Genomic DNA, 22812 nt, shown 5'->3' on the forward strand with positions numbered 1-22812 from the left:
CCAGCGGCAGCCGCCCTATGCCGGCAAAGTGTGTGTTGCCTGCAGTTTGAATACCGCCACCTGCTGAGACAGGTGCCCGGCCTGGCTATGCAGGCTGGCCGCAGCCCGGCTACTGGCCTGCACCAGGTGTGCGTTCTCCTGGGTCATGCCATCCAGGGCCACCATGGTTTCATGCAGCTGCAGCATGCACTGACTTTGCTCCTGCGCCTTGTGCGTAATGCTGGCCACCAGCCCGCTGACCTGCTGCACGTCCTGCACAATGCGCTGCATGCGCTGACCGGCCTCCTGTGCCAGCCCAGCACCAGACTCCATCTGCTCCAGCGAATTGGCAATCAGCGCCTTGATCTGGCGTGCTGCATTGGCACTGCGCAGCGCCAGTGCCCGCACTTCAGCAGCCACCACAGCAAACCCACGGCCCTGATCACCCGCACGCGCCGCTTCCACGGCAGCATTCAGCGCCAGAATATTGGTCTGAAAAGCGATGCCATCGATCACGCCCGTAATGGCTGCAATCTCTGTACTCTGTGTCCGCAGCCTGCCCATGCTCTCCACCATCTGCTGCACCACCACTCCGCCATCACTGGCGGACTGCGCAGCCGACGCCGAGAGCTTGTGCGCCTGATCAGCATGTGCCACCGAATCTGCCAGCTGCAGACTGATGTGCTCAATGCTCGTCACCGCCTGCTGCAACTGCATATCAGTGTGCTGTGTGCGCTCTGCCAGCTCGGCATTGCCCTGCGAGAGATGGCTGGCCGTCTGCGCCACATGGGCCACGCCACTGCGCACCTGCGCCACCACCCCGTGCAGCTGCTGCCCCATGCGGTCAAAGGCCCGCAACAGACTGCCCATTTCATCCTTGCGGCTATCGCGCACCTGTTCCGTCAAATCCCCATGGGCAATCGCCTCGGCCAGATCCACAGCCCGCGCCAGGGGCTGGGTAATGGAGCGCGTAATTTCCACAGAAATACCCACGCCAATCACCAGCAACACCACATAGACCAGCAAAGCCCACAGCTGTGCCCGCTGGCGGGCGTCCGCCGCCGCCGCCGTGGCTGCGTCGCGCTGCGCTTCCAGGTGGGCCAGCCACTGCACCTGTGACTCCAGGTAGCGCTGAGCAGCGGGCTTCAGCGACTCTTTGACCAGGCGCTCCGCCTCCCAGGCCATCCCCAGATCACGGGCCCTGAAGCTCGCCTCATAGCTCTGCGCCAGCGCTGCCTCTTCCTGCAGCAGGGCCTCACTCAACGGCTGACCGTGTGCCATCTCCTGCGCTAGCTCACGAGCCTGCCCAAGATACGTACGTGCCTTGTCCGCAAATGCGGCAATCACGTTTTCTTCCGAAGACAGCACGCTAGCCAGCGCAGTTTCCACCCCTTTTTGTGTCAGTGCCTGCCACTGCTGGGCCTGGGCAATGCCTGCATCGTGCTGATCCAGACTCAAGGCCGCGCTGTATTCCACCTTTTGCAGATAGGCGATCAGCCCTGCTGCCACCAGCACACCGCACAGCAGCAAGCCACCAAAAACGAAGGCCATCTTGGCTGCCACCGGCCAGTCACGCAGCAAACCTCTTCGAGGAGCAGTGCCAGGGGAGACAGAACGCTTGACCACATCCGCGGCAGGCGCTGGAGCCAGAGAAAGCTTGGTTGATGACATTGCTGCAAACATCTTTACATACGATGCCTGCGAATCTAGCGTCACAAAATGTCAACACTATGACACTCCAATGACAGCCACCCCGTTGTCAGCCTCCCAGGGCAGCAGGGTCCATATAGCGCTGACGCCAAGCTTCAAACGTGCCTGTATCAGCAGCCTCGATGGCTTTCTGCGCATCCAGTGACGCCTGTGCCATCTGCGCGTAATGCTGCTGCTGTGCCTCACTCCATGGCAGCGCCAGCAGGTGCTCATGTGCCCACAGAGACTGCGCCCTGCCAAAGCGCTCAAAGCTGCTTTGGTGCAGGCTGCGAATCTGCTCCAGCACACGGGCGGAAGGTGTGCTGCCAGGCTGCTGCACACGCTGCTGCGCCTCGGCCAATGCCTGGCTATAGGCATCGGTCTGGTGCAGCCCATCGAGCATGGCTGCCAGTGGCTGACAGTCGTCGAGCACCTGTTTGGCCCAGTCACTCAGCAGCACTTGTTCCGCGCCGCACTGCAGCTTCAGGCCGGGCTCACGCCCGCGCTCTGCCACCAGATGCTGGTTGCGCTTGATGGCTTCGATTTCTTCGGGCGAATCCTCAGGACTGTCGCTGAGCAGGCAGTGCAGCAGGAACACGTCCAGCATGCGCATGGTGGATGCGCTGATGCCCAGGGGCTCGAACGGGTCGATGTCCATCAAGCGCACTTCCACATACTCCACGCCACGCTCACGCAGGGCATGCAGGGGGCGCTCGCCGCTGCGTGTAGTGCGCTTGGGGCGAATGGTGCTGTAGAACTCGTTTTCAATCTGCAGCAGGCTGGTGCCCAGCTGGTTGTAGTCGCCACCGGGGTTGCGAATACCCAGCTGCTCATACGCAGGGTATGGCTGAGTCAGCGCCTGATGCAGGGAGTGTGCATAGCCTTCAAGTCCGTTGTAGCTGACCTTGATCTGCGCCTGCGCATCGCTCTGGTAGCCCAGGCGCCCCATGCGCAGCGAAGTGGCATAAGGCAGATGCAGCGTCTTTTGTGCCGCATCGAGCGGCTGCAGGCGGTGTTCACGCCCTTCTACAAAGCAGCGGCCCAGTGCTGGCGAAGCACCAAACAGATACAGCAGCACAAAGGCATTGCGACGGAAGTTGCGAATCAGCGCGAAATATTCTTCGCTGCTCACACCCGGCATGGACCAGTTGTAGTGAATGCCGGAGATGGTCTGCATGCGGCGGCCGTAGCGGTGGCCCAGCCCCATGCGGTACACACTCTTGGAACGCCCGGCATGCGATGAGCCATAGCGTGCCAGCGGAATGGTTTCATCCGTGGGCAGATGGCAGGGCATGCTGGAATTCCAGATCATTTCCTCGCTCACCTGCGCCATGCTGCGCAAGGTGTACTGGTGCACCTGCTGCAGCTCCTGCAGGCAGGCTTCCACGCTCTGGTGCACACCGGTGATCAACTCCAGCTGGGATTCGCTGTAGTCCGTGGTGATATGCGGGTGGGTCAGCGCCGCGCCCAAAGCGACAGGGTGCGGCGTAAGCGCCAACGAGCCCGTCGGCAATACGCGCAAACCTTCTTTTTCAATACCGCGGCGTATGCCAGCAAGGCGTTCTGCTGCGGGAAGGGAGAATGGTTTGGGCGATGAATTCATGCTTGTCAGCGGTTACGGTCAGAAAACGGGGCGCTACCTTAGCATGCAGCACCCCAGATGTTACGAAATCATAGGACGAGGCTCTTACACGCGCAGCTTCGCCCTCTCCATAACCACGCACAAGCTGTGCCGCCATCGCTACGGCTTGCAAACTGAGTTTGTAGCCGCTAGGGCGTGTTCACATAAAGCTTGGGAATTCGCGTTGAAGGCTTGGGGATGGGCTGCTAGGCGCGGTGGCGCAGCAATGCCGAGCGCCTTGCCAGCCACCGCAACAACGCAGACCGCCCCAAGCCTTCAACCCCATTGGTGATTTCAATATCAGGGGCAGCCACGACAAGGCCGCCCCTGCAGTGTTGCCCGCCTGACGCGGGTGCGCACCCGCGCTGCGCCGTGCGTCGCGCATTGACGGCCTTGTCGTGGCTGCGCGAACCCAATGTTTACGTGAACACGCCCTAGATAGGCCCATCCTATGCTGACGCAGCACCGCGCGCAGCCATGGCCTTGCCCACTTCCAGCTGCCCCTGCGCCATGCCGCTTTCTGGCACCAGAGCATTACTCTGGTCCAGCACAGCATGCAGTTGCTGCACCAGCTGCTCAGGGGCTGCCTCCCCCATGCCCACATACACCCCTTGCGTGAGCGTGATGTGCGCTGCCTCAAAACTACCTGCCCCTGCACACAAGATGGTGCGTGTTGGCGCCGAAGTGTGCGCCAACACCAGCATAGCTGGAACCACAGCCTTGGGCTTGAGGGCTGCAAGCACGGCTTCGGGCATCAGGCCTTCGGTCATGCGTGTGGCTGCCGTGGGCGCCAGCGCATTCACATGGATGTGGTACTTGGCACCTTCCAGCGCCAGCGTCTGCATCAGCCCCACCAGCGCCATCTTGGCTGCGCCGTAGTTGCTCTGGCCAAAGTTGCCATACAGACCGGAAGACGAGGTCGTCATCACAATGCGACCATAGTTTTGCGCCTGCATGATGGGCCACACCGCCTTGCAGCAGTGCACCGCCCCCATGAGGTGCACATCTACCACCTGCCGAAAGTCTTCCAGTTCCATCTTGGCAAAGCTCTTGTCGCGCAGGATGCCAGCGTTGTTGATCAAGATATCCACACACCCCCAGGCATCGATCGCCTGCTGCACCATGGCCTGCACGGCGGCAAAGTCGGTCACCGAGGCGCCATTGGCCATCGCCTCCCCGCCAAAGGCACGAATCTCATCCACCACCGCCTGCGCTGCCGATACCGAGCGACCAGAGCCATCTACAGCCCCACCCAGATCATTGACCAGTACCTTGGCACCACGCCTGGCCAAAGCAAGCGCATGCTCTCGTCCTAAACCGCCACCAGCGCCAGTGACGATGGCGACTTGACCCTCAAATGACAGGCTTTGCTGCATATTTTGTCTCCTTGTTGCATCTGTACCCAGACACTGTAAGCAGCATGCTGCCCCGCAGCATTCACCGATGCGACTGCAGCTTATCCCCTGATAGGCAGCACAAGCATGTGGACAAGCTCTGCATGACCGCCAACAACCACGCTAAGCCCTTGTTTTGAAAGAATGTCCTACAAATGCACATTTTTTAATCACAAGCGAAAGCATACTTGTTCTTTGCCCCCAAAAATCATGAACAATCCTGTGGATAAATCAGACAAACCCATAAAACAACAATAACAAGTAGTTGTTTTTATTAGAAATAAATCAATATGATTAATTTTTAGTCAGATTCAGCAATTCGTAACATTTGATCTGCAAGGCATTTGTTGCGAGTCTCAAAAAACACAGTTGCCCCCAATTCTTCTGAACAACCATGTGGATAAGCCTGTCTAAAGTCCCGACAAGCCGCACAAGTGCTTGATCTGCAAGGCACGCAAGTAGGCTGCACATTTTTTAAGCACACACCAGCAACCATCAGACCTGCATCGGATAGAGCGACAATGGCGGCCTGCCTGATTGACGACAAGGAGCACCATGACCCCCGCAGATACCCCACCGCTGTACACCCTCTACATCGCACCCCAAGGTGAACAGTGCGATGCATGGGCCACAGATACGCTGCTGGACGCCATGGAAATGGGAGGTCTGCAGTGGCCCAGCTCCTGCCGCAATGGCACCTGCCGCACCTGTCTGGGGCAGATCAAACAGGGCTCCGTGCATTACAAGATAGAGTGGCCCGGACTCACTCCGGAAGAAAAGGCCGAGGGCTGCGTACTGCCCTGCGTGGCCTATCCGGATGGCGATGTCACCCTGCAAGCCCCCGAGAGCTAGTCCATTCGCCATCCATTCCCTGCAGACATGCTGCAAAGCACTAAAATGCGGGTTTCCATTCAATAAGACCGCGCACCATCCGGCGCCGGCCAGCAAGCGACGGTAACGTCTGCACATATGTTCTTTGGACGCATGCACTTCGCATGCAGGGCTGTCCGCCCGTACCAAGGCCGTGCAGCCGGCTACCGAGACAGGTTATCCAAGGAACAACACCATGAACGCCCCCCTCACTCCCGCGCCCATCTCGCCGGTGGAAGACATCATTGCGGACATCCGCGCTGGCCGCATGGTCATTTTGGTGGATGAAGAAGATCGTGAAAACGAAGGGGATCTGGTACTGGCGTCCGACCACGTCTCCGCTGAAGCCATCAATTTCATGGCCAAGTATGGCCGCGGTCTGATCTGCCTGACGCTGACCCGCGAACGCTGTGAATATCTGAAGCTGCCTCCCATGGCAGCGCGCAACGGCACCGTCTACAGCACCGCCTTCACCGTATCGATCGAAGCCGCAGAAGGCGTGACTACCGGCATTTCTGCTGCCGACCGCGCCCACACCATCAAGACGGCCGTCGCCAAAGACGCCAAACCCACCGATCTGGTACAGCCCGGCCACGTCTTCCCGCTGCAGGCTGTCGATGGCGGCGTGCTGATCCGCGCAGGCCACACCGAAGCAGGTTGCGATCTGTCCGCACTGGCTGGCTGCACGCCTTCTGCCGTGATCTGCGAGGTCATGAAAGACGACGGCACCATGGCCCGCCTGCCTGATCTGCAGCTGTTTGCTGCCGAGCACGGCCTGAAGATCGGCACCATTGCCGACCTGATCCAGTACCGCAGCCGCACCGAGTCGCTGCTGGAAAAAGTAGGGTCGCGCACCCTGAATACCCACTGGGGCGAATTCACCGCCCACATCTTCCAGGACAAACCCAGCCACTCCGTGCACATGGCACTGGTCAAGGGCAGCTGGGATGCCAACACCGACGTGGCCGTGCGTGTGCACGAACCCCTGTCGGTGCTGGACGCGCTGGAAGTCGGCCGCTCCATGCACTCCTGGGGCCTGGATAACAGCCTGGAATACATCAGCGCCCGCGGTCAGGGCGTCGCGGTACTGCTCAACTGTGGCGAAAGCGCCGAGCAGCTGCTGGCGCAGTTCGAAGGCAAAGCACGTGCGGCACAGGCCCCGGAGCGCGGCCGCATGGACCTGCGCACCTACGGCATTGGCGCGCAGATTCTGCGCGAGTGCGGTGTACACAAGATGCAACTGCTGGGCCGCCCACGCCGCATGCCCAGCATGGCCGGTTACGGCCTGGAAATTACTGGCTACATCACAAAGGAATAAGAGACATGCTGCACGCAGAAAAAGGCACGGCCCAACAACTCAACGGTCAGGGACTGCGCATTGGCATGGTCCAGGCCCGCTGGAACGAAAGCATTACCAATACCCTGGCCAATGCTTGCCACCAGGAATTGCTGACACTGGGCGTGAAGGCTGAAGCTATTGACCATGTCATGGTGTCTGGCGCACTGGAAGTGCCTGTTGCCCTACAGGCCATGGCAGAGCGCGGCGGCTACGATGCACTGGTGGCGATCGGCTGCATCATCCGTGGGGAGACATACCACTTTGAGCTGGTGGCCAACGAATCGGGAGCGGGTGTGACCCGCGTCAGCCTGGACTACAAGCTGCCGATTGCGAACGCCATCATCACCACCGAAAACCTCGAGCAGGCCATTGCACGCCAGACCGAAAAGGGTCTGGATGCAGCACGCGTAGCCGTTGAAATGGCTAGCCTGCTCCAAAAACTGAAACAAGCATGAGCGACGAACACACCACACCGGCTGGCAACAGCCGCCCACCCCGCCAAAAACGTACGGGCCTGACCAGCACCGGCGTGCGCAAAGCCGCTTCCAAATCGGCACGCACCCGCTCGCGTGAATTCGCGCTGCAAGGCCTCTACCAGCATCTGGTCGGCAAGAACAGCCCCGCCTCCATCGACATGTTCACGCGTGATCTGGCGGGCTTTCACAAGTGTGATGCTGCGCACTACGACGCACTGCTGCACGGCTGCATCACCACCGAGAACGATCTGAACGCGCTGATCGCTCCCAAGCTGGACCGCCAGCTGAGCGAACTCTCGCCCATCGAACATGCCTGCATGTGGATTGGCACTTATGAGCTGATGCACTGCATGGACGTGCCATGGCGCGTGGTGCTCAACGAAGTCATTGAACTGGCCAAGGAATTTGGCGGCACTGACGGCCACAAATACGTCAACGGCGTACTCAATGCCCTGGCCCCTGAGCTGCGACCCGACGAGGTCAAAGCCGACAAGGCCGGCAAAAGCGCCTAATAATGGCTCCTTGCAAAAGGCAGCGTGCTCCACGGGCCGCTGCCTTTTTTCTTGCTTTTCAGACCCCTACGTGACAGCGCTTTGCGCTTTGCCTGCCCATGAAGTTTTCTACGCGCGCCGACAAGATTGAACCCTTTTATGTGATGGAAGTGGCCAAGGCGGCCCAGCAGCTGGCCAAGGAAGTGGCCAACGGCCCCGAGCCCATGATCTTTCTGAACATTGGCGAGCCTGACTTCACCGCGCCAGCACAAGTGCAGCAGGCCGCCAGTGCCTGCATTGCGCAAGGCAGCACGCAATACACCAATGCCCTGGGGCTGGAAGCGCTGCGCGAAGCCATCAGCGCCTGGTACCAAAGCCGCTTTGGCGTGGATGTGCCTGCACAGCGCATCGTGATTACGGCTGGCGCATCTGCGGCGCTGCAGCTGGCCTGCCTAGCACTGATCGAGCCGGGAGACGAAATCCTCATGCCCGACCCCAGTTACCCCTGCAACCGCCACTTTGTGAGCGCTGCAGAAGGCACAGCCAAGCTGATTCCTACCGGCGCTGCAGAGCGCTACCAGTTGAGTGCCGAGCAAGTCGCCGCGCACTGGGGCGAACAAACCCGTGGCGTGCTGCTGGCCTCTCCCTCCAACCCCACCGGCACCTCGATTGATCCGGCCGAGCTGCGCCGCATTCATGAAGTGGTCAAGGCCAGGGGTGGCATCACCATCGTCGATGAAATCTATCTGGGTCTGTCCTACGAAGAAGCCTTTGGCCACAGTGCGCTGGCCATCAGCGATGACATCATCTCCATCAACAGCTTCAGCAAGTACTTCAATATGACGGGCTGGCGTCTGGGCTGGATGGTGGTGCCCGAGGCCATGGTGCCCGTGGTCGAGCGCATGGCGCAAAACCTGTTCATCTGCGCCTCTACCATCTCACAGCACGCGGCCCTGGCCTGCTTTACTCCCGAGAGCATTGCCACCTTTGAAGCACGCCGCGCCGAATTCAAGGCCCGCCGCGACTACTTCCTGCCAGCGCTCAAGGAACTGGGCTTTGGCATTGATGTCATGCCCGATGGCGCGTTCTACGCCTGGGCCGACTGCACACCGCTGTGCGAGAAGCTCGGCGTCAAGGACAGCTGGGAGTTTGCCTACGCCCTGATGGAAAAAGCCCACCTGGCCATCACGCCCGGCCGCGACTTTGGTACGGCAGACACGGCGCGCTATGTGCGCTTTTCCACAGCCAACTCCATGGAACAGCTGCAGGAAGCCGTGCGCCGCATGCAGCAGCTCTTCAAATAAGGGGAACTTTGATGGCTTTCACCTTTCCCATTCGCGTGTACTGGGAAGACACTGACGCAGGCGGCATCGTCTTCTACGCCAACTACCTCAAGTTTTTTGAGCGTGCGCGTACCGAATGGCTGCGCAACCTGGGCGTAGAACAGCAGAAGCTGCGTGACGAAGTGGGCGGCATGTTTGTGGTGACGCATGCAGAGATCAACTACCTCCAGCCTGCGCGGCTGGATGATGTGATGGAAGTCACCACCGTGCTGGAGTCTGCAGGCCGCGCCTCCATGACGATTGCCCAGCAGGCTTTTTTGAAGCCAGTGTCATCCGATCAGGCACCCCAACTGTTATGTGAAGGCAGCATTCGCATCGGCTGGGTGGACTCCACCACCATGCGCCCTGCCCGTATACCGAAATCCATCCTGGAAACACTCTCATGAACGCAGCCCAAGACATGTCCATCCTCAGCCTCATCATGCAGGCCAGCTGGGTGGTTCAACTGGTGATGTTGATTCTGGTCGCCGCCTCTGTTGCCAGCTGGGCGACCATCTTCCGCAAGGCGCAGATGCTCAAGCGCGTGCGCCAGCTCAACGAAGACTTTGAGCAGGACTTCTGGTCTGGCAGCAGCCTCAACGACCTCTACAGCAGCGCCACCCAGAACGCCAAGACGGGGGGCCCCATGGAGCGCATTTTTGCCAGCGGCATGCGCGAATACAAAAAACTGCGCGAGCGCCATATCAGCGACAGCGCCATGCTGATGGACGGCACACGCCGCGCCATGCGCGCAAGCTTTCAGCGTGAGATGGACGTGATCGAATCCGGCCTGTCCTTCCTGGGCACCGTCGGCTCCATCACCCCCTACATCGGTCTGTTTGGTACCGTGTGGGGCGTGATGCACGCTTTCACCGGCTTTGCCAGCATGGAGCAGATCACCCTGGCCACCGTCGCCCCCGGTATTGCCGAGGCACTGGTCGCCACCGCCATGGGCCTGTTTGCCGCCATCCCTGCCGTAGCCGCCTACAACCGCTACGCCAACACCATTGACCGCATTGCCTCCAGCCAGGAAACCTTCATGGAAGAGTTCACCAATATCCTGCAGCGCAATGTCGGCGCACCCGCTGCCAGCGCCACCGCTTCCGGCTATTGAGCAACAGGAGCAAAGCATGCCTGCAGTGAGTTCCCGAGGCCGCGGCCGCCGCACCGTCAACGAAATCAATATGGTGCCCTTCATCGACGTGATGCTGGTGCTGCTCATCATCTTCATGGTGACAGCGCCCATGCTCACGCCGGGCAATATTGATGTGCCCACGGCAGGCAAGTCGTCCAAACCGGCCGCCAAGAACATCGCCTACGTGCTGCTGAACAAGGACGGCAGCGTCATCTTCAAGACCCAGAACACCGAGCAGGCCATCAGCCTGGACGAGCTGCAGGCTGTGGCCAGCTCCTGGAAAGGCAGCGACGCCGAGCACAGCGCCATCCAGATCCTGGCAGACAAGACCCTGCCCTACGAAAACGTGGTGCAGGCCATGGCACAGCTGCAGGCGGCTGATGTACGCGTCGCGCTGGGCGTGAAGTCCTCGCCCCAGTAAGCGCTTGATGTGATTGTCTGACCCATCCATGTCCTCTCGCCTCGAACACGATCCTTTTGCACCTCCTCGCGACAACCGGCGTCTGCGCAGCTGGGTGCTGGCCCTGCTGGCACACGCCGTGCTGGTCGGCGCCCTGGTGTGGAAAGTCTCTCCCCCTGAAGCCGTGGAGCCCGCAGCCATAGAGGCAGAGCTGTGGTCTGACACCTTTGTCCAGGCAGCGCCGCGCGCTGTGCCTGTGCCCGCACCACAGCCAGAGCCCGAGCCAGCCCCAGAGCCCGAACCCGAGCCAGCGCCGGAACCCATACCGCTGCCACCGCCGCCGCCACCTGCGCCGCCCAAGCCTTCGCAGCAGGAGCTACAAGCCCAGCGCGATGCAGAAATTGCACTGCAGGAGCGCAAGAAAAAGGAAGCCGAGGAAAAACAGCGCGAACTGGAAGCCCAGAAGGCCAAGGAAAAGGCCGAGCGTGAAAAGGCCGAAAAAGCCAAGCTCGAAAAGGAAAAGGCTGAAAAGGCAGAGCAGGAGCGCCGCGAAAAGCTCGAGCGCGAAAAAGCCGAGAAGGCCAAGCAAGAGCGCCTGGAAAAGGAGCGTCTGGAAAAAGAACGCTTAGAGAAAGCCAAACGCGAGCAGGCTGAGAAAGAAAAGGCGGCCAAGGAAAAAGCCGCCAAGGACAAGGCTGCTCGCGAAAAAGCGGAAAAAGAAAAGGCCGAAAAAGCCAAGCAGGAAGCTGCCAGAAAAGCGGCTGAAGAAAAGCGCAAGAAAGAGCAGGCCGCCAAGGATGCCAAGGCAGCCAAGGAACTGGAGCGTATTCGCCAGGAGAACCTGCGTGCCATGGCCGGTCTTGCGGGCTCAGGCGGCAGCGGCTCTGCCGAAAAGAGCAGCGGCCCCAACGGCGGCAAGGGCACAGGTGGTGGCACGGTCGGCCACTCTGCAGGCTATGGCGCACGCGTGGCAGCCAAGGTCAAGCCCAACATCGTCTACCCCGACATCACCAGCGGCAACCCACGCGCAGAAGTGCGCGTACGTGCCGCGCCCGATGGCACCATCACCAGCGTGCAGCTGGTCAAGTCCAGCGGCAACAAGGCCTGGGATGACGCCGTGGTCCGTGCCCTGCACAAGACCGAAACCCTGCCCAAGGACACCAACGGCAAAGTGCCCGCGGAGTTCACCTTTGGTTTCAGGCCGCAGGATTGATCACACTTTGATAGCTGCCAGCGCTTGATCTATAAGGACTTCAGATAGATATCTATCTGAAGTCCTTATGTTTTAAGCGCAAGCAGCTCTTTTATATATAGCTTCAGCACTGTCCCACGATGCCATCGGGTGCTTGTTCCCCACGCCGTGACGAACTGACGCCAATCAAGGAAAATACCTCCCCTATGAAAGCCCCCGAACTGCTGCTTCCCGCCGGCTCGCTCGACAAGATGCGCGCCGCCTATGACTTTGGCGCCGACGCTGTCTATGCCGGCCAGCCCCGCTACTCCCTGCGTGCCCGCAACAACGAGTTCCGCATGGAGCAGATTGCACAGGGCATCCAAGAAGCCCACCAGCGTGGCAAGAAGTTTTTCCTGACGTCCAACGTCATTGCCCACAACGACAAGATCCGCACCTACCTGCGCGACATCGAGCCCATCATCGAGATGAAGCCCGACGCGCTGATCATGGCCGACCCCGGCCTGATCATGATGGTCAAGGAAAAGTGGCCCGAGACCGTGATTCACCTCTCGGTGCAGGCCAACACCACCAACTACGCCACCGTCAAGTTCTGGCAGAAGATGGGCGTGGAGCGCATCATCCTCTCGCGCGAGCTGTCGCTGGACGAGATCGAAAAGATCCGCCAGGAATGCCCAGACATGGAGCTGGAAGTGTTCGTACACGGCGCGCTGTGCATTGCCTACTCGGGCCGCTGCCTGCTGTCGGGCTACTTCAACCGCCGTGACCCCAACCAGGGCACCTGCACCAACGCCTGCCGCTGGGAGTACAAGACGCACGATGCGCAAGTAGACCCCAACACCGGCGAAGCGCTGGGCGTGGCCATGGACAAGGGCTTCAACTTTGAAGAGGCCAAGAACGACCTGGACAACCAGTTCACCAGCACCTGCGGTGACCAGAAGCGCCACCCCAAGGCCGACGCCATCTACCTGCTGGAAGAAAAGGGCCGCCCTGGCGAGATGATGCCCATCATGGAAGATGAGCACGGCACCTACATCATGAACTCCAAGGACCTGCGCGCCGTGGAACACGTAGAGCGCCTGGCCAAGATTGGTGTGGATTCGCTCAAGATCGAAGGCCGCACCAAGAGCCTGTACTACGTGGCCCGTACCGCCCAGGTCTACCGCCGCGCCATTGATGACGCCGTGGCTGGCCGCCCCTTCAACCCCCACCTCATCACCGAGCTGGAAGGTCTGGCCAACCGTGGCTACACCGGCGGTCTGCTGGAACGTCGCCCTGCCAACGACTACCAGAACTACGAAACCGGCACCTCCGTGCTGCAGCGCAGCCACTTTGTGGGCCAGGTGCGCGGTTACGAAAACGGTCTGGCCGAAATCGAAACCATGAACCGCTTTGCCGTGGGTGACATGATTGAAATCATCCACCCCACAGGCAACCGCACCGTCAAGCTGGAGCAGATGTTCAATCTGGAAGGCGAACCTGTGCAAGTTGCCCCCGGCAACCCCGTGCGCGTGCGCATTCCCGTGGAAGGCCCTGTGGAAGGCGGCCTGATTGCACGCCTGCTGCAACCTCAGAACCCTTAAAAACCATAGCTGCCAGCGCTTGATTTATCAGAACTTGAGATTTAAATCCATTTGAAACTCAAGCTATACAAGCGCTAGACGCTTCACTTTTTGAAAGGCACCTCATGGTGCCTTTTGACTTTTGCAGGCACACGGTTACAGTGCGCTGCCTGCATTGATTGGAGTTCCATGAGTACTGAAGAAATCGTTGTTCTGCCTGAGCTCAAGGCCTATATCGACCCACTGACCCCTGACGAGTACGAAGCGCTGGAGCGCAGCATCCTGGACGAAGGCTGCCGCGACGCACTGGTGCTGTGGGACAATATTTTGGTTGATGGCCACAACCGCTACAGCATCTGCCAAAAGCACGGTCTGCCATTCAAGACCATGCAGAACACGCGCTTTCAGAGCATGGAAGACATCCACCTGTGGATGATCGACCAGCACCTGGGCCGCCGCTCACTGTCTGACTTCCAGCGCGGCGTGCTGGCCCTGCGCAAGCGCGAAATCATTGCCGAGCGCCGCGCACAGGCTGCTGCCGCCGTGCAGGCCGCCAAGGCCGAGGCCGGTGAAGCAGCCGCTGCCGAAGCGCCCTGGGAAGGAGAAACCGACCCCGTCGTCGCCAAGGCCCTGGCCAATGTGCCCAAGGTCCCTGACGAGGCGCTGGACACCCGCGAGGCCCTGGCCCGTGCCGCACGCCTGTCTGCGGGACAGGTGAAGATGATTGAAACCATCCAGCAAAAAGCTGCGCCGGAGGTGGTGGAGGCCGTCAAGGCCGGAGAGCTGTCGCTCAACGCCGCGGCCGTGGTGGCATCACTGCCCGTGGAAGAGCAGCAAGCTGTCGCCGCCGAAGGTGTGGATGGCCTCAAACAGGCCGCCAAGCGCGTGCGCGAAGCCAAGAAAAAAGCCCGCACCGAAAAACAGCCTGAAGCTGCCGAATCCAGCGCCGAAGCCGATGCAGCACCTGCTCCATCCGTAGAAGCCCTGCAGGCCCGTGTGGCCGAGCTGGAAGCCGAAAACGAGCGCCTGCGTCTGCAGGTCAAGACCCTGCAGGAGCTGCTGGCAGAGCAGGCTTAAAAAACCAGAAAGCAAGAAAGCCGCGACTGCAGTCTGTGCAGGTCGCGGCTTTTTTTCTACTGGCATGCTACAGGCATGGGGCGCATGCCTGTGCGGCTTGCTGGTTCACGCCATCAGCGCTTTTTCAGCTCCCCCACCATGGGCATGACCAAGGTGTTGTCGTCCTTGATCTTGAGCACCAGCGCTGTTTCGCCATTCATGCCTTCGATCTTGACCTTGCCATCTTCGACCGTGTAGTCCAGATCAAACATGCCCATGTAGTCGACCGTATCGCCCTTGAAGGTCAGAGAGGCCATGCCTGTGGAATCCTGGTACGTACCATCCAGCGATTTGCCGCATGCGGCCAGAAACAGGGGCAGCAATGCGACTGCGATGCTTTTTTCATGATGTAGCTCCTTGTTGAAATGTAGATGGTTGGGTAGCGGGTGCAGCATGCAGCCCTGGTGTGTCTGGTGTTCAGGCATTAATGCTCGGGCCAGAGACTGATTTGCGTCAACTGTTCACCCGGCTTGCGCTGGTAGCGGTTGCCTGTGTACACCGGCAGTTCCAGCCCGACAGGCACCAGCACAATGCCCTCTTCCTCCAAGTGAATGATCTTGGCGTACACCTCAGGGCGCAGATGTACCCCGTTGCGGCTGGTGCGCATAGGCTTCCCAGACTTGGCTGGATCAAGGTGGGATGCCTGGACGCTTACGTTGCACCAGCGCAAACAGCTCTTTTTTTTTGAAAGCAGCATGATGTTTCAGACCGCCATCAAAACAAAACCCGCCAGCTGGCGGGTTCTGTCATTGCGGTCTATGCCTTGCGGAGCTTAGACCTTGGCCGCCACTTCGGCGTACTCGTCGATCTGGTCGAAGTTCATGTAGCGGTACACGGATGCCTTGTCGGCATCGATCACGCCCATTTCCTTCAGATACTCTTCCTTGGAAGGCAGGTAGCCCAGACGCGAAGCAATCGCCGCCAGCTCGGCAGAGCCCAGGAACACGTTGGTGTTCTTGCCCAGACGGTTGGGGAAGTTGCGGGTCGAGGTGGAGATCACGGTCGCGCCTTCACGCACCTGTGCCTGGTTACCCATGCACAGCGAGCAGCCGGGCATTTCGGTACGCGCACCGGCTGTGCCGAATGCCGCGTAGTGGCCTTCCTTGATCAGCTCGTTCTGGTCCATCTTGGTGGGAGGAGCCACCCACAGCTTCACAGGAATGTCACGCTGGCCGCCCAGCAGCTTGGCTGCAGCGCGGAAGTGACCGATGTTGGTCATGCAGGAGCCGATGAAAGATTCATCGATCTTGGTGCCAGCCACTTCGGACAGGAACTTGGCGTCGTCAGGGTCGTTAGGGCAGCAGACGATAGGCTCGGTGATCTCGTTCATGTCGATCTCGATCACGGCAGCGTATTCGGCGTCCTTGTCGGCTTCCAGCAGTTCGGGCTTGGCCAGCCATGCTTCCACCTTCTCGATGCGGCGCTGCAGGGTCTTGGCATCTTGGTAGCCTTCGGCAATCATGTTCTTCATCAGCACCACGTTGGACTTCAGGTACTCGATGACGGGTTCCTTGTCCAGCTTGATCGTGCAGCCAGCAGCCGAGCGCTCAGCCGATGCGTCAGACAGCTCGAACGCCTGCTCCACCTTCAGGTCGGGCAGACCTTCAATTTCCAGAATACGGCCCGAGAAGATGTTCTTCTTGCCAGCCTTGGCCACGGTCAGCAGACCTGCCTTGATGGCGTACAGAGGAATGGCATGCACCAGGTCACGCAGGGTCACGCCAGGCTGCAGCTTGCCCTTGAAGCGCACCAGCACGGACTCAGGCATGTCCAGAGGCATCACACCGGTTGCCGCAGCAAACGCCACCAGACCGGAGCCTGCGGGGAAGGAGATACCGATGGGGAAGCGGGTGTGCGAGTCGCCACCTGTACCCACGGTGTCAGGCAGCAGCAGACGGTTGAGCCAACTGTGGATCACACCGTCACCAGGACGCAGGGACACGCCACCACGGCTGGAGATGAAGGCAGGCAGTTCGCGGTGGGTCTTCACGTCTACAGGCTTGGGGTAAGCGGCTGTGTGGCAGAAGGACTGCATCACCAGATCGGCCGAGAAGCCCAGGCAGGCCAGGTCCTTCAGCTCGTCACGGGTCATGGGGCCTGTGGTGTCCTGAGAGCCCACGGTAGTCATGCGAGGCTCGCAGTAAGTGCCGGGGCGCACGCCCTGACCTTCTGGCAGACCGACTGCGCGACCAACCATCTTCTGTGCCAGGGTGAAGCCAGCCTTGGATTCAGCAGGCGCCTTGGGCAGACGGAACACGGTCGAAGCAGGCAGACCCAGAAACTCACGTGCCTTGGCAGTCAGCGAACGGCCGATGATCAGGTTGATACGGCCACCGGCCTGCACTTCGTCCAGCAGTACTTCGCTCTTGAGCTGGAAGTTGGCGATGACTTCGCCGTTCTTCTCGATCTTGCCGTCGTAGGGGTAGATGTCGATGACATCACCCATTTCCATCTTCGACACATCGACCTCGATCGGCAGCGAGCCGGAGTCTTCCTGCGTGTTGAAGAAGATGGGAGCGATCTTGCCGCCCAGCGTCACACCACCGAAGCGCTTGTTGGGCACATAGGGAATGTCCTGGCCCGTGGCCCAGATCACGGAGTTGGTAGCCGACTTGCGCGACGAACCGGTGCCGACCACATCGCCCACGTAGGCAACGGTGTGGCCCTTTTTCTTCAGGTCTTCGATGAACTGGATGGGACCGCGCTTGCCGTCTTCCTCGGGCTTGAACGCCGCGTCAGGACGGGTGTTCTTGAGCATGGCCAGATAGTGCAGCGGGATGTCTGGGCGGCTCCAGGCATCAGGTGCGGGCGACAGGTCGTCGGTGTTGGTCTCACCAGGCACCTTGAACACGGTCACAGTGATCTTCTCTGCCACCTTGGGGCGGGAAGTGAACCACTCGGCATCGGCCCAGCTTTGCACCACTTCCTTGGCCTTGGCATTGCCGGCCTTGGCCTTGGCTGCCACGTCGTTGAAGAAGTCAAACATCAGCAGGGTCTTCTTCAGACCTTCAGCAGCCACGTCAGCCACTTCAGCGTTGTCCAGCAGCTCGATCAGGGGGTGCACGTTGTAGCCACCAACCATGGTGCCGAGCAGCTCGGTAGCCTTGGTCTTGGAGATCAGACCCACCTGAATGTCACCGTGGGCCACGGCCGCCAGGAACGAAGCCTTGACCTTGGCTGCATCGTCTACCCCTGGAGGAACGCGATGGGTCAGCAAGTCCAGCAGGAATGCTTCTTCACCTGCAGGAGGGTTCTTGATCAGCTCGATCAGCTCAGCGGTTTGCTTGGCATCGAGGGGCAGCGGGGGAATGCCCAGTGCAGCACGCTCGGCTACATGGTCACGGTAGGCTTTCAACATGGTTCTCTCTCCATTGGTTTTCTAAGAGTGGGGGCTGCTTTTTCTAATGTCTGAGCTCCTCGGAATTACTTCTTGGGAGCCTCCAGCAGACTTTGCGGCGGGTTTTTCTTGATGGCTTCAGCAACTTGCAGCTGCTCAGGACTCATGCATTCATCGGCCATGCGCTTGCCCTGTTTCTGGTTCATCAGCATGGACTTGTTCGCAATCTGTAGCCACGTGGCACCAGCACGCTGGTCTTCCAGACGCACAACGCCGGTGCTGGTCCCAACTGGCGACATGTGGTAGCTGAAGCCTTGTCCGCTGACAAAGAAGTGACCGGGGCTCTTCTCATCCCGCGTCACGTTCACATGCTTGCCGAGTTCGCAGTTGATACGGCCTGTATAGACACGGTCAGCCAGCTTCATCTCCTCTGCATTGAGCGCTCGCGGTGTCAGCGCCGCAACTGCGACCCCAGCGCCTGCTCCACCCACAGCTGCAGCTGCTGCTGCCTTGCGCGGTGCCGAGGTCTTTCTGACCGTTGTCTTCTTGACTGCAGCAGTCTTCTTCTGGGCTGTCGCAGCCTTGCTAGCACTTGCAGCAGGCTTGGCGGCAGAAGCCTGAGCTGCACCCACCCAAGCCAGAGCAGGAGCGATGAGCAGTACGGAGGCAATCAGTTGTTTCATGCGAACTCCAGCGGATATTCCAATTAACTTGTCAATAACAAACACGGCACTTCAGGCCGTGCTCCCATCCAGCCATTGTCGCGCTTCTGCAGGCAGTGCAATGCCAGTGCGCTGCGCACGTTCCAGCAAATGCCAGTAATAACGGTAACTTGCCCGGTCATGCAGCACGCCTTGCCAGCTGATGGGCGCCCAGGCCTGCTGCTCAGCCGCCAGCAAAATCTCCGCCGCTTCCTGCACTTCCTGCACCGCAGGCGCAAACGCTGCGAGGATAGGACGAATCTGTGCAGGGTGAATGCTCCACATCCTGGTGTAGCCCAGCTCACGGCTGGCCCGGGTCGCGGCCGCCTGCAAGGCCGTTGCATCCTTGAATTCAGTGACCACACAGTGCGAAGGCACTTTGCCATGGGCATGACAGGCTGCTGCAATTTCCAGCTTGGCCCGCACCACCAGCGGGTGCTGAAACTGCCCCTGTACCCCCATGGCTGATCCCGGAATGGCACCACCGTGGGCAGAGACAAAATCCATCAGCCCGAAAGACAGGCTTTGCACACTGGGATGCGCGGCAATCTCAAACGCACGGTGCACGGCTGCGGGCGACTCAATCAGCGCATGCAGCGGAATATGTGCACCACCGGCACGCTCCAGAGCGTGCTGCGCACGCACGATGTCATCGACCGACTCCACCTTGGGCAGCATGATGTGGCAGAGCCTGTGGCCTGCTTCGCCCACAATGGTGGCAATGTCTTCGGCAAATGCGGAGTGATCTACGGCATGCACGCGTGCTGCGACGCGACAGCCGTCTTGGACGTCCTTGGCCAGCTGCGCAACCAGCAGAGCATGGGCTTTTTCCTGGCCAACGGCTGCGCCGTCTTCACAGTCCAGCGTCACATCAAACACGCAGGTGCCAAACTCCTGCAGCATCTGCGCCTGCAGTTCCAGGCTCTTGCGCATGCGCACTTCCACGCCGCTGTAATGGTCGCAGACAGGCAGCATATGGGCTGCTGCTTGGGCGCCCAACAGGATCTCGCGGGGATGGCTGGCTGTACGCATGAATGGCAGGAGTGAACAGAGCACTCAGAAAAGGCTGATCCGGATCACTCCATACAGCCACCTGTAAAACATCTTTTGCTCAACCAGCACGCCTGCATGTTGCGCAAAAGACCTCTCCAGGAAAGAGAGCCCCTGCAACGCGTATACCGCATTGCAGGGGATGAATCCATCAAGATTCGTGGGAAGTCACCGCCTTACAGCAGGTGCTTCACGCCGTCGCGCTCGCCTTCGAGTTCGGCCAGGGTCTTGTTGATGCACTCTTGCGAGAAGGCATCGATTTCCAGACCTTCGACGATCTTGTATTCGCCGTTTTCGGTGATCACAGGGAAGCCGAACACGATGCCTTCGGGAATGCCGTATGCGCCAGTGGAGGGCACACCCATCGTCACCCACTCACCATTGGAGCCCAGGGCCCAATCGCGCATGTGGTCGATGGCAGCGTTGGCAGCCGAAGCAGCCGACGACAGACCACGTGCGTTGATGATGGCTGCGCCACGCTTGCCCACGGTAGGCAGGAATACGTTGGCGTTCCATTCCTGATCATTGATGATGTCTTTCACAGACTTGCCATCAACGGTGGCGAAACGGTAGTCGGCGTACATGGACGGCGAGTGGTTGCCCCACACGGTCAGCTTCTTGATGTCGCCCACCTTGAAACCACCCTTGGTAGCCAGCTGGGAAGCAGCGCGGTTGTGGTCCAGACGCAGCATGGCGGTGAAGTTCTTGGCAGGCAGATCAGGTGCCGACTTCATGGCGATGTAGGCATTGGTGTTGGCAGGGTTACCCACCACCAACACCTTCACGTTGCGCGAGGCCACTGCGTTCAGCGCCTTGCCTTGAGCGGTAAAGATCTGTGCGTTAGCAGCCAGCAGGTCGGCACGTTCCATGCCGGGGCCACGAGGACGAGCACCAACCAGCAGCGCGTAGTCGGTGTCCTTGAAGGCTTGCATGGGGTCGGAGTGAGCTTCGATGCCAGCCAGCAGAGGGAATGCGCAGTCTTCCAGCTCCATGATCACGCCCTTGAGCGCGTTCTGAGCCTTCTCGTCAGGAATTTCGAGCAGCTGCAAAATAACGGGCTGATCCTTGCCCAACATTTCGCCGGATGCGATACGGAACAACAGGGCGTAACCGATTTGACCTGCGGCGCCAGTAACGGCAACACGAACGGGCTTCTTGCTCATGGTGAAAACTCCAGATTTCGGAAATAAATAGTTGTCGGTGCACTGCTGCCCCAGCCTGTGCAACCAGCGGCCTGTGCTCCGTAAACAGGCGTAAAGTGTACTCTTGATTTTGCCTCTCGGTCAATTTGTCTTATGTCTTATATAAGATATGATCTCACCCTGAGCCACACAACATCCACAGGCTCAGAATCGCATCCGGAGGCTTTGCTTTTTCCACACCCCCTATGTCCTTATCGCAACCAACTTCTTCCGACAGTGCTTTTGGCGCTCACGCTAATTCCGCCAGTGCACTCACCCCTGCCTTCAGCCCTCTGTACCAGCAAATCAAAGGCTTGATCCTGCAAAGCCTGCAAGCTGGCGAGTGGCGCCCCGGAGAGTTGATCCCCAGCGAGATGGAACTGGCTGCACGCTTCAAGGTCAGCCAGGGAACCGTGCGCAAAGCCATTGATGAGCTGGCTGCTGAAAATCTGGTCATGCGCCGCCAGGGCAAAGGCACATTTGTTGCCACCCACTCTGCGCAGCAGGTGCAGTACCGCTTTCTGAAATTGCACCCCGATGTCGGCGACCTGCAGGGCGAAGGCCGTGCCCAGCGCTCCATACTCGAATGCAAGCGCGTGCGCGCCCCTGCCGAAATTGCACGCCTGCTGGCCTTGCGCAGCGGCGATACCGTGGTACAGATTCGTCGCGTACTGGCCTTCAGTGACACCCCCACCATCCTGGAAGACATCTGGCTGCCCGGCCATGCTTTCAAAGGACTGACGGCTGAGCAGATGGCCACCTGTCAGGGGCCGACCTATGCCATGTTTGAAACGGATTTCGGCGTGCGCATGGTGCGTGCCGATGAAAAACTGCGGGCCGTCCTGCCTGACGAATCGCAGGCCCAATTACTTGATGTGACCACTCAGACTCCGTTGCTGAGCGTGGAGCGCATTGCCTATACGTACAACGATATTCCCATGGAGTTACGACGCGGTATCTATAGAACAGACACACATCACTACAGAAACGCCTTGAGCTAGGCCTGCACCAGCTCAAGCCACAGGGAAAGTTTCGTACGCCAAGTAGCCCCAGCAGGGCTGCATGCAATAGAATTTTGGTTCTTTTGCTCCGTGCGATTACAACGCAGTTACATCCAAGAAAGCACCCCCGCTATGACAGAGCTTGAAAAAAAGAAGCGGCCTGAGTTCCGCAACATCAATGTATTAGAAGGTCTTCCACACCGCCTGCCCGTAGGCGGCTATGTGTCGATTCTTCACCGTATCAGCGGCATGCTGATGTTTGCCCTGCTGCCGTTTGTGATCTGGATGCTGGACACATCGCTGTCCTCCGAGGTCTCGTTCACGCAGTTCAAGGCCGTATTCAACGAAGGCTGCGGCTTCGTGCCCGGCTGGTTCATCAAGCTCGTCACGCTGGCCATCATCTGGTCCTACCTGCACCACCTGTGCGCTGGTATCCGCCACCTGCTCATGGACACCAACCACGACCTGGTCAGCAAGTCCTATGCACGTTCTTCCGCCATCACCGTATTCATCATCAGCATTGGCCTGACGGTGGTTCTGGGCGCCAAGCTGTTTGGCCTGTACTAAGAAAAAGAGGGATCCATCATGTCTGTGAATTACGGCTCCAAACGCATCGTCGTCGGCGGTCACTACGGCCTGCGCGACTGGCTGGTACAGCGCATTACCGCTGTGCTGATGGTGATCTTCACCATCGTGGTTCTGGCGCAGCTGATCTTCGCCAAGGGCGAAATCGGCTACGAACTGTGGGCTGGCATCTTTGCCGCTCAGTGGATGAAGTTTGTCACCTTTGGCGTGATCGTTGCCCTGGCTTGGCACGTCTGGGTGGGTGTTCGTAACGTCTGGATGGACTATGTGAAGTCCGTGGGCCTTCGCCTGACTTTGCACGTTGCGACCCTGATTTGGCTGGTTGGCTGCGCAGGCTGGGCTTTCCAAGTTCTGTGGCGTCTGTAATTGGC

The 22812-nt window shown here is 59.6% G+C and carries 23 protein-coding genes; 14 read left to right on the plus strand and 9 right to left on the minus strand.

The window, feature by feature from the left end; translation table 11 throughout:
• Nucleotides 1–15 precede the first annotated feature (15 nt).
• The 3 genes from F7P80_RS04670 to F7P80_RS04680 form a co-directional block, all read right to left on the minus strand.
• Complete coding sequence (locus F7P80_RS04670; protein WP_170265336.1) at nt 16–1650, minus strand: methyl-accepting chemotaxis protein; 1635 nt, start codon at nt 1648–1650, stop codon at nt 16–18.
• Between the two features lie 88 nt (nt 1651–1738).
• Nucleotides 1739–3271 (minus strand): glutamate--cysteine ligase, encoded by a 1533-nt coding sequence (gene gshA, locus F7P80_RS04675; protein WP_151043108.1) that lies wholly within the window; start codon nt 3269–3271, stop codon nt 1739–1741.
• Nucleotides 3272–3738: 467 nt separating this feature from the next.
• Complete coding sequence (locus F7P80_RS04680) at nt 3739–4665, minus strand: SDR family NAD(P)-dependent oxidoreductase (RefSeq protein WP_151043110.1); 927 nt, start codon at nt 4663–4665, stop codon at nt 3739–3741.
• 573 nt (nt 4666–5238) lie between these two features.
• Here F7P80_RS04680 and F7P80_RS04685 point away from each other — a divergent pair.
• From F7P80_RS04685 to F7P80_RS04735, 11 genes are all read left to right on the plus strand, one after another.
• Entirely contained in the window at nt 5239–5535 is a 297-nt protein-coding gene (locus F7P80_RS04685; protein WP_054066678.1) for a 2Fe-2S iron-sulfur cluster-binding protein, read from the plus strand.
• Between the two features lie 214 nt (nt 5536–5749).
• A complete protein-coding gene (gene ribBA, locus F7P80_RS04690; RefSeq protein ID WP_151043112.1) occupies nt 5750–6871 on the plus strand; it encodes a bifunctional 3,4-dihydroxy-2-butanone-4-phosphate synthase/GTP cyclohydrolase II in 1122 nt (373 codons plus the stop codon).
• Nucleotides 6872–6876: 5 nt separating this feature from the next.
• Nucleotides 6877–7347, plus strand: coding sequence for a 6,7-dimethyl-8-ribityllumazine synthase (ribH, locus tag F7P80_RS04695; protein WP_054066676.1), 471 nt, complete (start codon nt 6877–6879; stop codon nt 7345–7347).
• Complete coding sequence (nusB, locus tag F7P80_RS04700; RefSeq protein WP_054066675.1) at nt 7344–7880, plus strand: transcription antitermination factor NusB; 537 nt, start codon at nt 7344–7346, stop codon at nt 7878–7880. The genes ribH and nusB overlap by 4 nt, the downstream gene beginning before the upstream one ends.
• 98 nt (nt 7881–7978) lie before the next feature.
• On the plus strand, nt 7979–9163 hold the full coding sequence (locus tag F7P80_RS04705; protein WP_058879774.1) for a pyridoxal phosphate-dependent aminotransferase: 1185 nt from the start codon (nt 7979–7981) through the stop codon (nt 9161–9163).
• Between the two features lie 11 nt (nt 9164–9174).
• Nucleotides 9175–9588: a tol-pal system-associated acyl-CoA thioesterase gene (gene ybgC / locus F7P80_RS04710; protein WP_151043114.1), complete on the plus strand. Its 414-nt coding sequence runs from the start codon at nt 9175–9177 to the stop codon at nt 9586–9588.
• The gene (gene tolQ / locus F7P80_RS04715) at nt 9585–10295 is read left to right on the plus strand and encodes a protein TolQ (protein WP_151043116.1); all 711 of its coding nucleotides are present in this window, start codon (nt 9585–9587) and stop codon (nt 10293–10295) included. Before ybgC ends, tolQ begins: the two co-directional genes overlap by 4 nt.
• A gap of 16 nt (nt 10296–10311) precedes the next feature.
• Nucleotides 10312–10737 carry an ExbD/TolR family protein gene (locus F7P80_RS04720; RefSeq protein WP_054066671.1) on the plus strand — a complete coding sequence of 142 codons (426 nt, stop codon included), beginning with the start codon at nt 10312–10314 and terminating at the stop codon, nt 10735–10737.
• A 28-nt stretch (nt 10738–10765) separates the two neighbouring features.
• Nucleotides 10766–11929, plus strand: a complete 1164-nt coding sequence (gene tolA, locus F7P80_RS04725) for a cell envelope integrity protein TolA (protein ID WP_058879773.1) — start codon at nt 10766–10768, stop codon at nt 11927–11929.
• Nucleotides 11930–12114: 185 nt separating this feature from the next.
• On the plus strand, nt 12115–13491 hold the full coding sequence (trhP, locus tag F7P80_RS04730) for a prephenate-dependent tRNA uridine(34) hydroxylase TrhP (RefSeq protein WP_417034039.1): 1377 nt from the start codon (nt 12115–12117) through the stop codon (nt 13489–13491).
• A 168-nt stretch (nt 13492–13659) separates the two neighbouring features.
• A complete protein-coding gene (locus tag F7P80_RS04735; protein WP_151043118.1) occupies nt 13660–14547 on the plus strand; it encodes a plasmid replication/partition related protein in 888 nt (295 codons plus the stop codon).
• A gap of 113 nt (nt 14548–14660) precedes the next feature.
• Here the strand turns inward: F7P80_RS04735 and F7P80_RS04740 are convergent, their stop codons facing one another.
• From F7P80_RS04740 to F7P80_RS04765, 6 genes are all read right to left on the minus strand, one after another.
• Nucleotides 14661–14843, minus strand: coding sequence for a hypothetical protein (locus tag F7P80_RS04740; protein ID WP_130932673.1), 183 nt, complete (start codon nt 14841–14843; stop codon nt 14661–14663).
• A gap of 167 nt (nt 14844–15010) precedes the next feature.
• The gene (locus tag F7P80_RS04745; RefSeq protein ID WP_054066667.1) at nt 15011–15193 is read right to left on the minus strand and encodes a hypothetical protein; all 183 of its coding nucleotides are present in this window, start codon (nt 15191–15193) and stop codon (nt 15011–15013) included.
• Between the two features lie 165 nt (nt 15194–15358).
• Nucleotides 15359–17944, minus strand: a complete 2586-nt coding sequence (acnB, locus tag F7P80_RS04750; protein WP_054066666.1) for a bifunctional aconitate hydratase 2/2-methylisocitrate dehydratase — start codon at nt 17942–17944, stop codon at nt 15359–15361.
• Nucleotides 17945–18009: 65 nt separating this feature from the next.
• Nucleotides 18010–18606, minus strand: a complete 597-nt coding sequence (locus F7P80_RS04755; protein ID WP_151043120.1) for a hypothetical protein — start codon at nt 18604–18606, stop codon at nt 18010–18012.
• Between the two features lie 51 nt (nt 18607–18657).
• Nucleotides 18658–19656: an HpcH/HpaI aldolase/citrate lyase family protein gene (locus F7P80_RS04760; protein WP_151043122.1), complete on the minus strand. Its 999-nt coding sequence runs from the start codon at nt 19654–19656 to the stop codon at nt 18658–18660.
• Nucleotides 19657–19850: 194 nt separating this feature from the next.
• The gene (locus F7P80_RS04765) at nt 19851–20837 is read right to left on the minus strand and encodes a malate dehydrogenase (RefSeq protein WP_054066663.1); all 987 of its coding nucleotides are present in this window, start codon (nt 20835–20837) and stop codon (nt 19851–19853) included.
• Between the two features lie 224 nt (nt 20838–21061).
• Here F7P80_RS04765 and F7P80_RS04770 point away from each other — a divergent pair, with 224 nt between their 5' ends.
• From F7P80_RS04770 to sdhD, 3 genes are all read left to right on the plus strand, one after another.
• Nucleotides 21062–21856 (plus strand): GntR family transcriptional regulator, encoded by a 795-nt coding sequence (locus F7P80_RS04770; RefSeq protein ID WP_151043124.1) that lies wholly within the window; start codon nt 21062–21064, stop codon nt 21854–21856.
• Nucleotides 21857–21988: 132 nt separating this feature from the next.
• The gene (gene sdhC / locus F7P80_RS04775) at nt 21989–22423 is read left to right on the plus strand and encodes a succinate dehydrogenase, cytochrome b556 subunit (RefSeq protein WP_058879769.1); all 435 of its coding nucleotides are present in this window, start codon (nt 21989–21991) and stop codon (nt 22421–22423) included.
• Between the two features lie 18 nt (nt 22424–22441).
• Complete coding sequence (gene sdhD, locus F7P80_RS04780) at nt 22442–22807, plus strand: succinate dehydrogenase, hydrophobic membrane anchor protein (RefSeq protein ID WP_054066660.1); 366 nt, start codon at nt 22442–22444, stop codon at nt 22805–22807.
• Nucleotides 22808–22812 lie beyond the last annotated feature (5 nt).

It is taken from the genome of Comamonas kerstersii, from assembly GCF_008801935.1.
GTDB lineage: Bacteria > Pseudomonadota > Gammaproteobacteria > Burkholderiales > Burkholderiaceae_C > Comamonas > Comamonas kerstersii.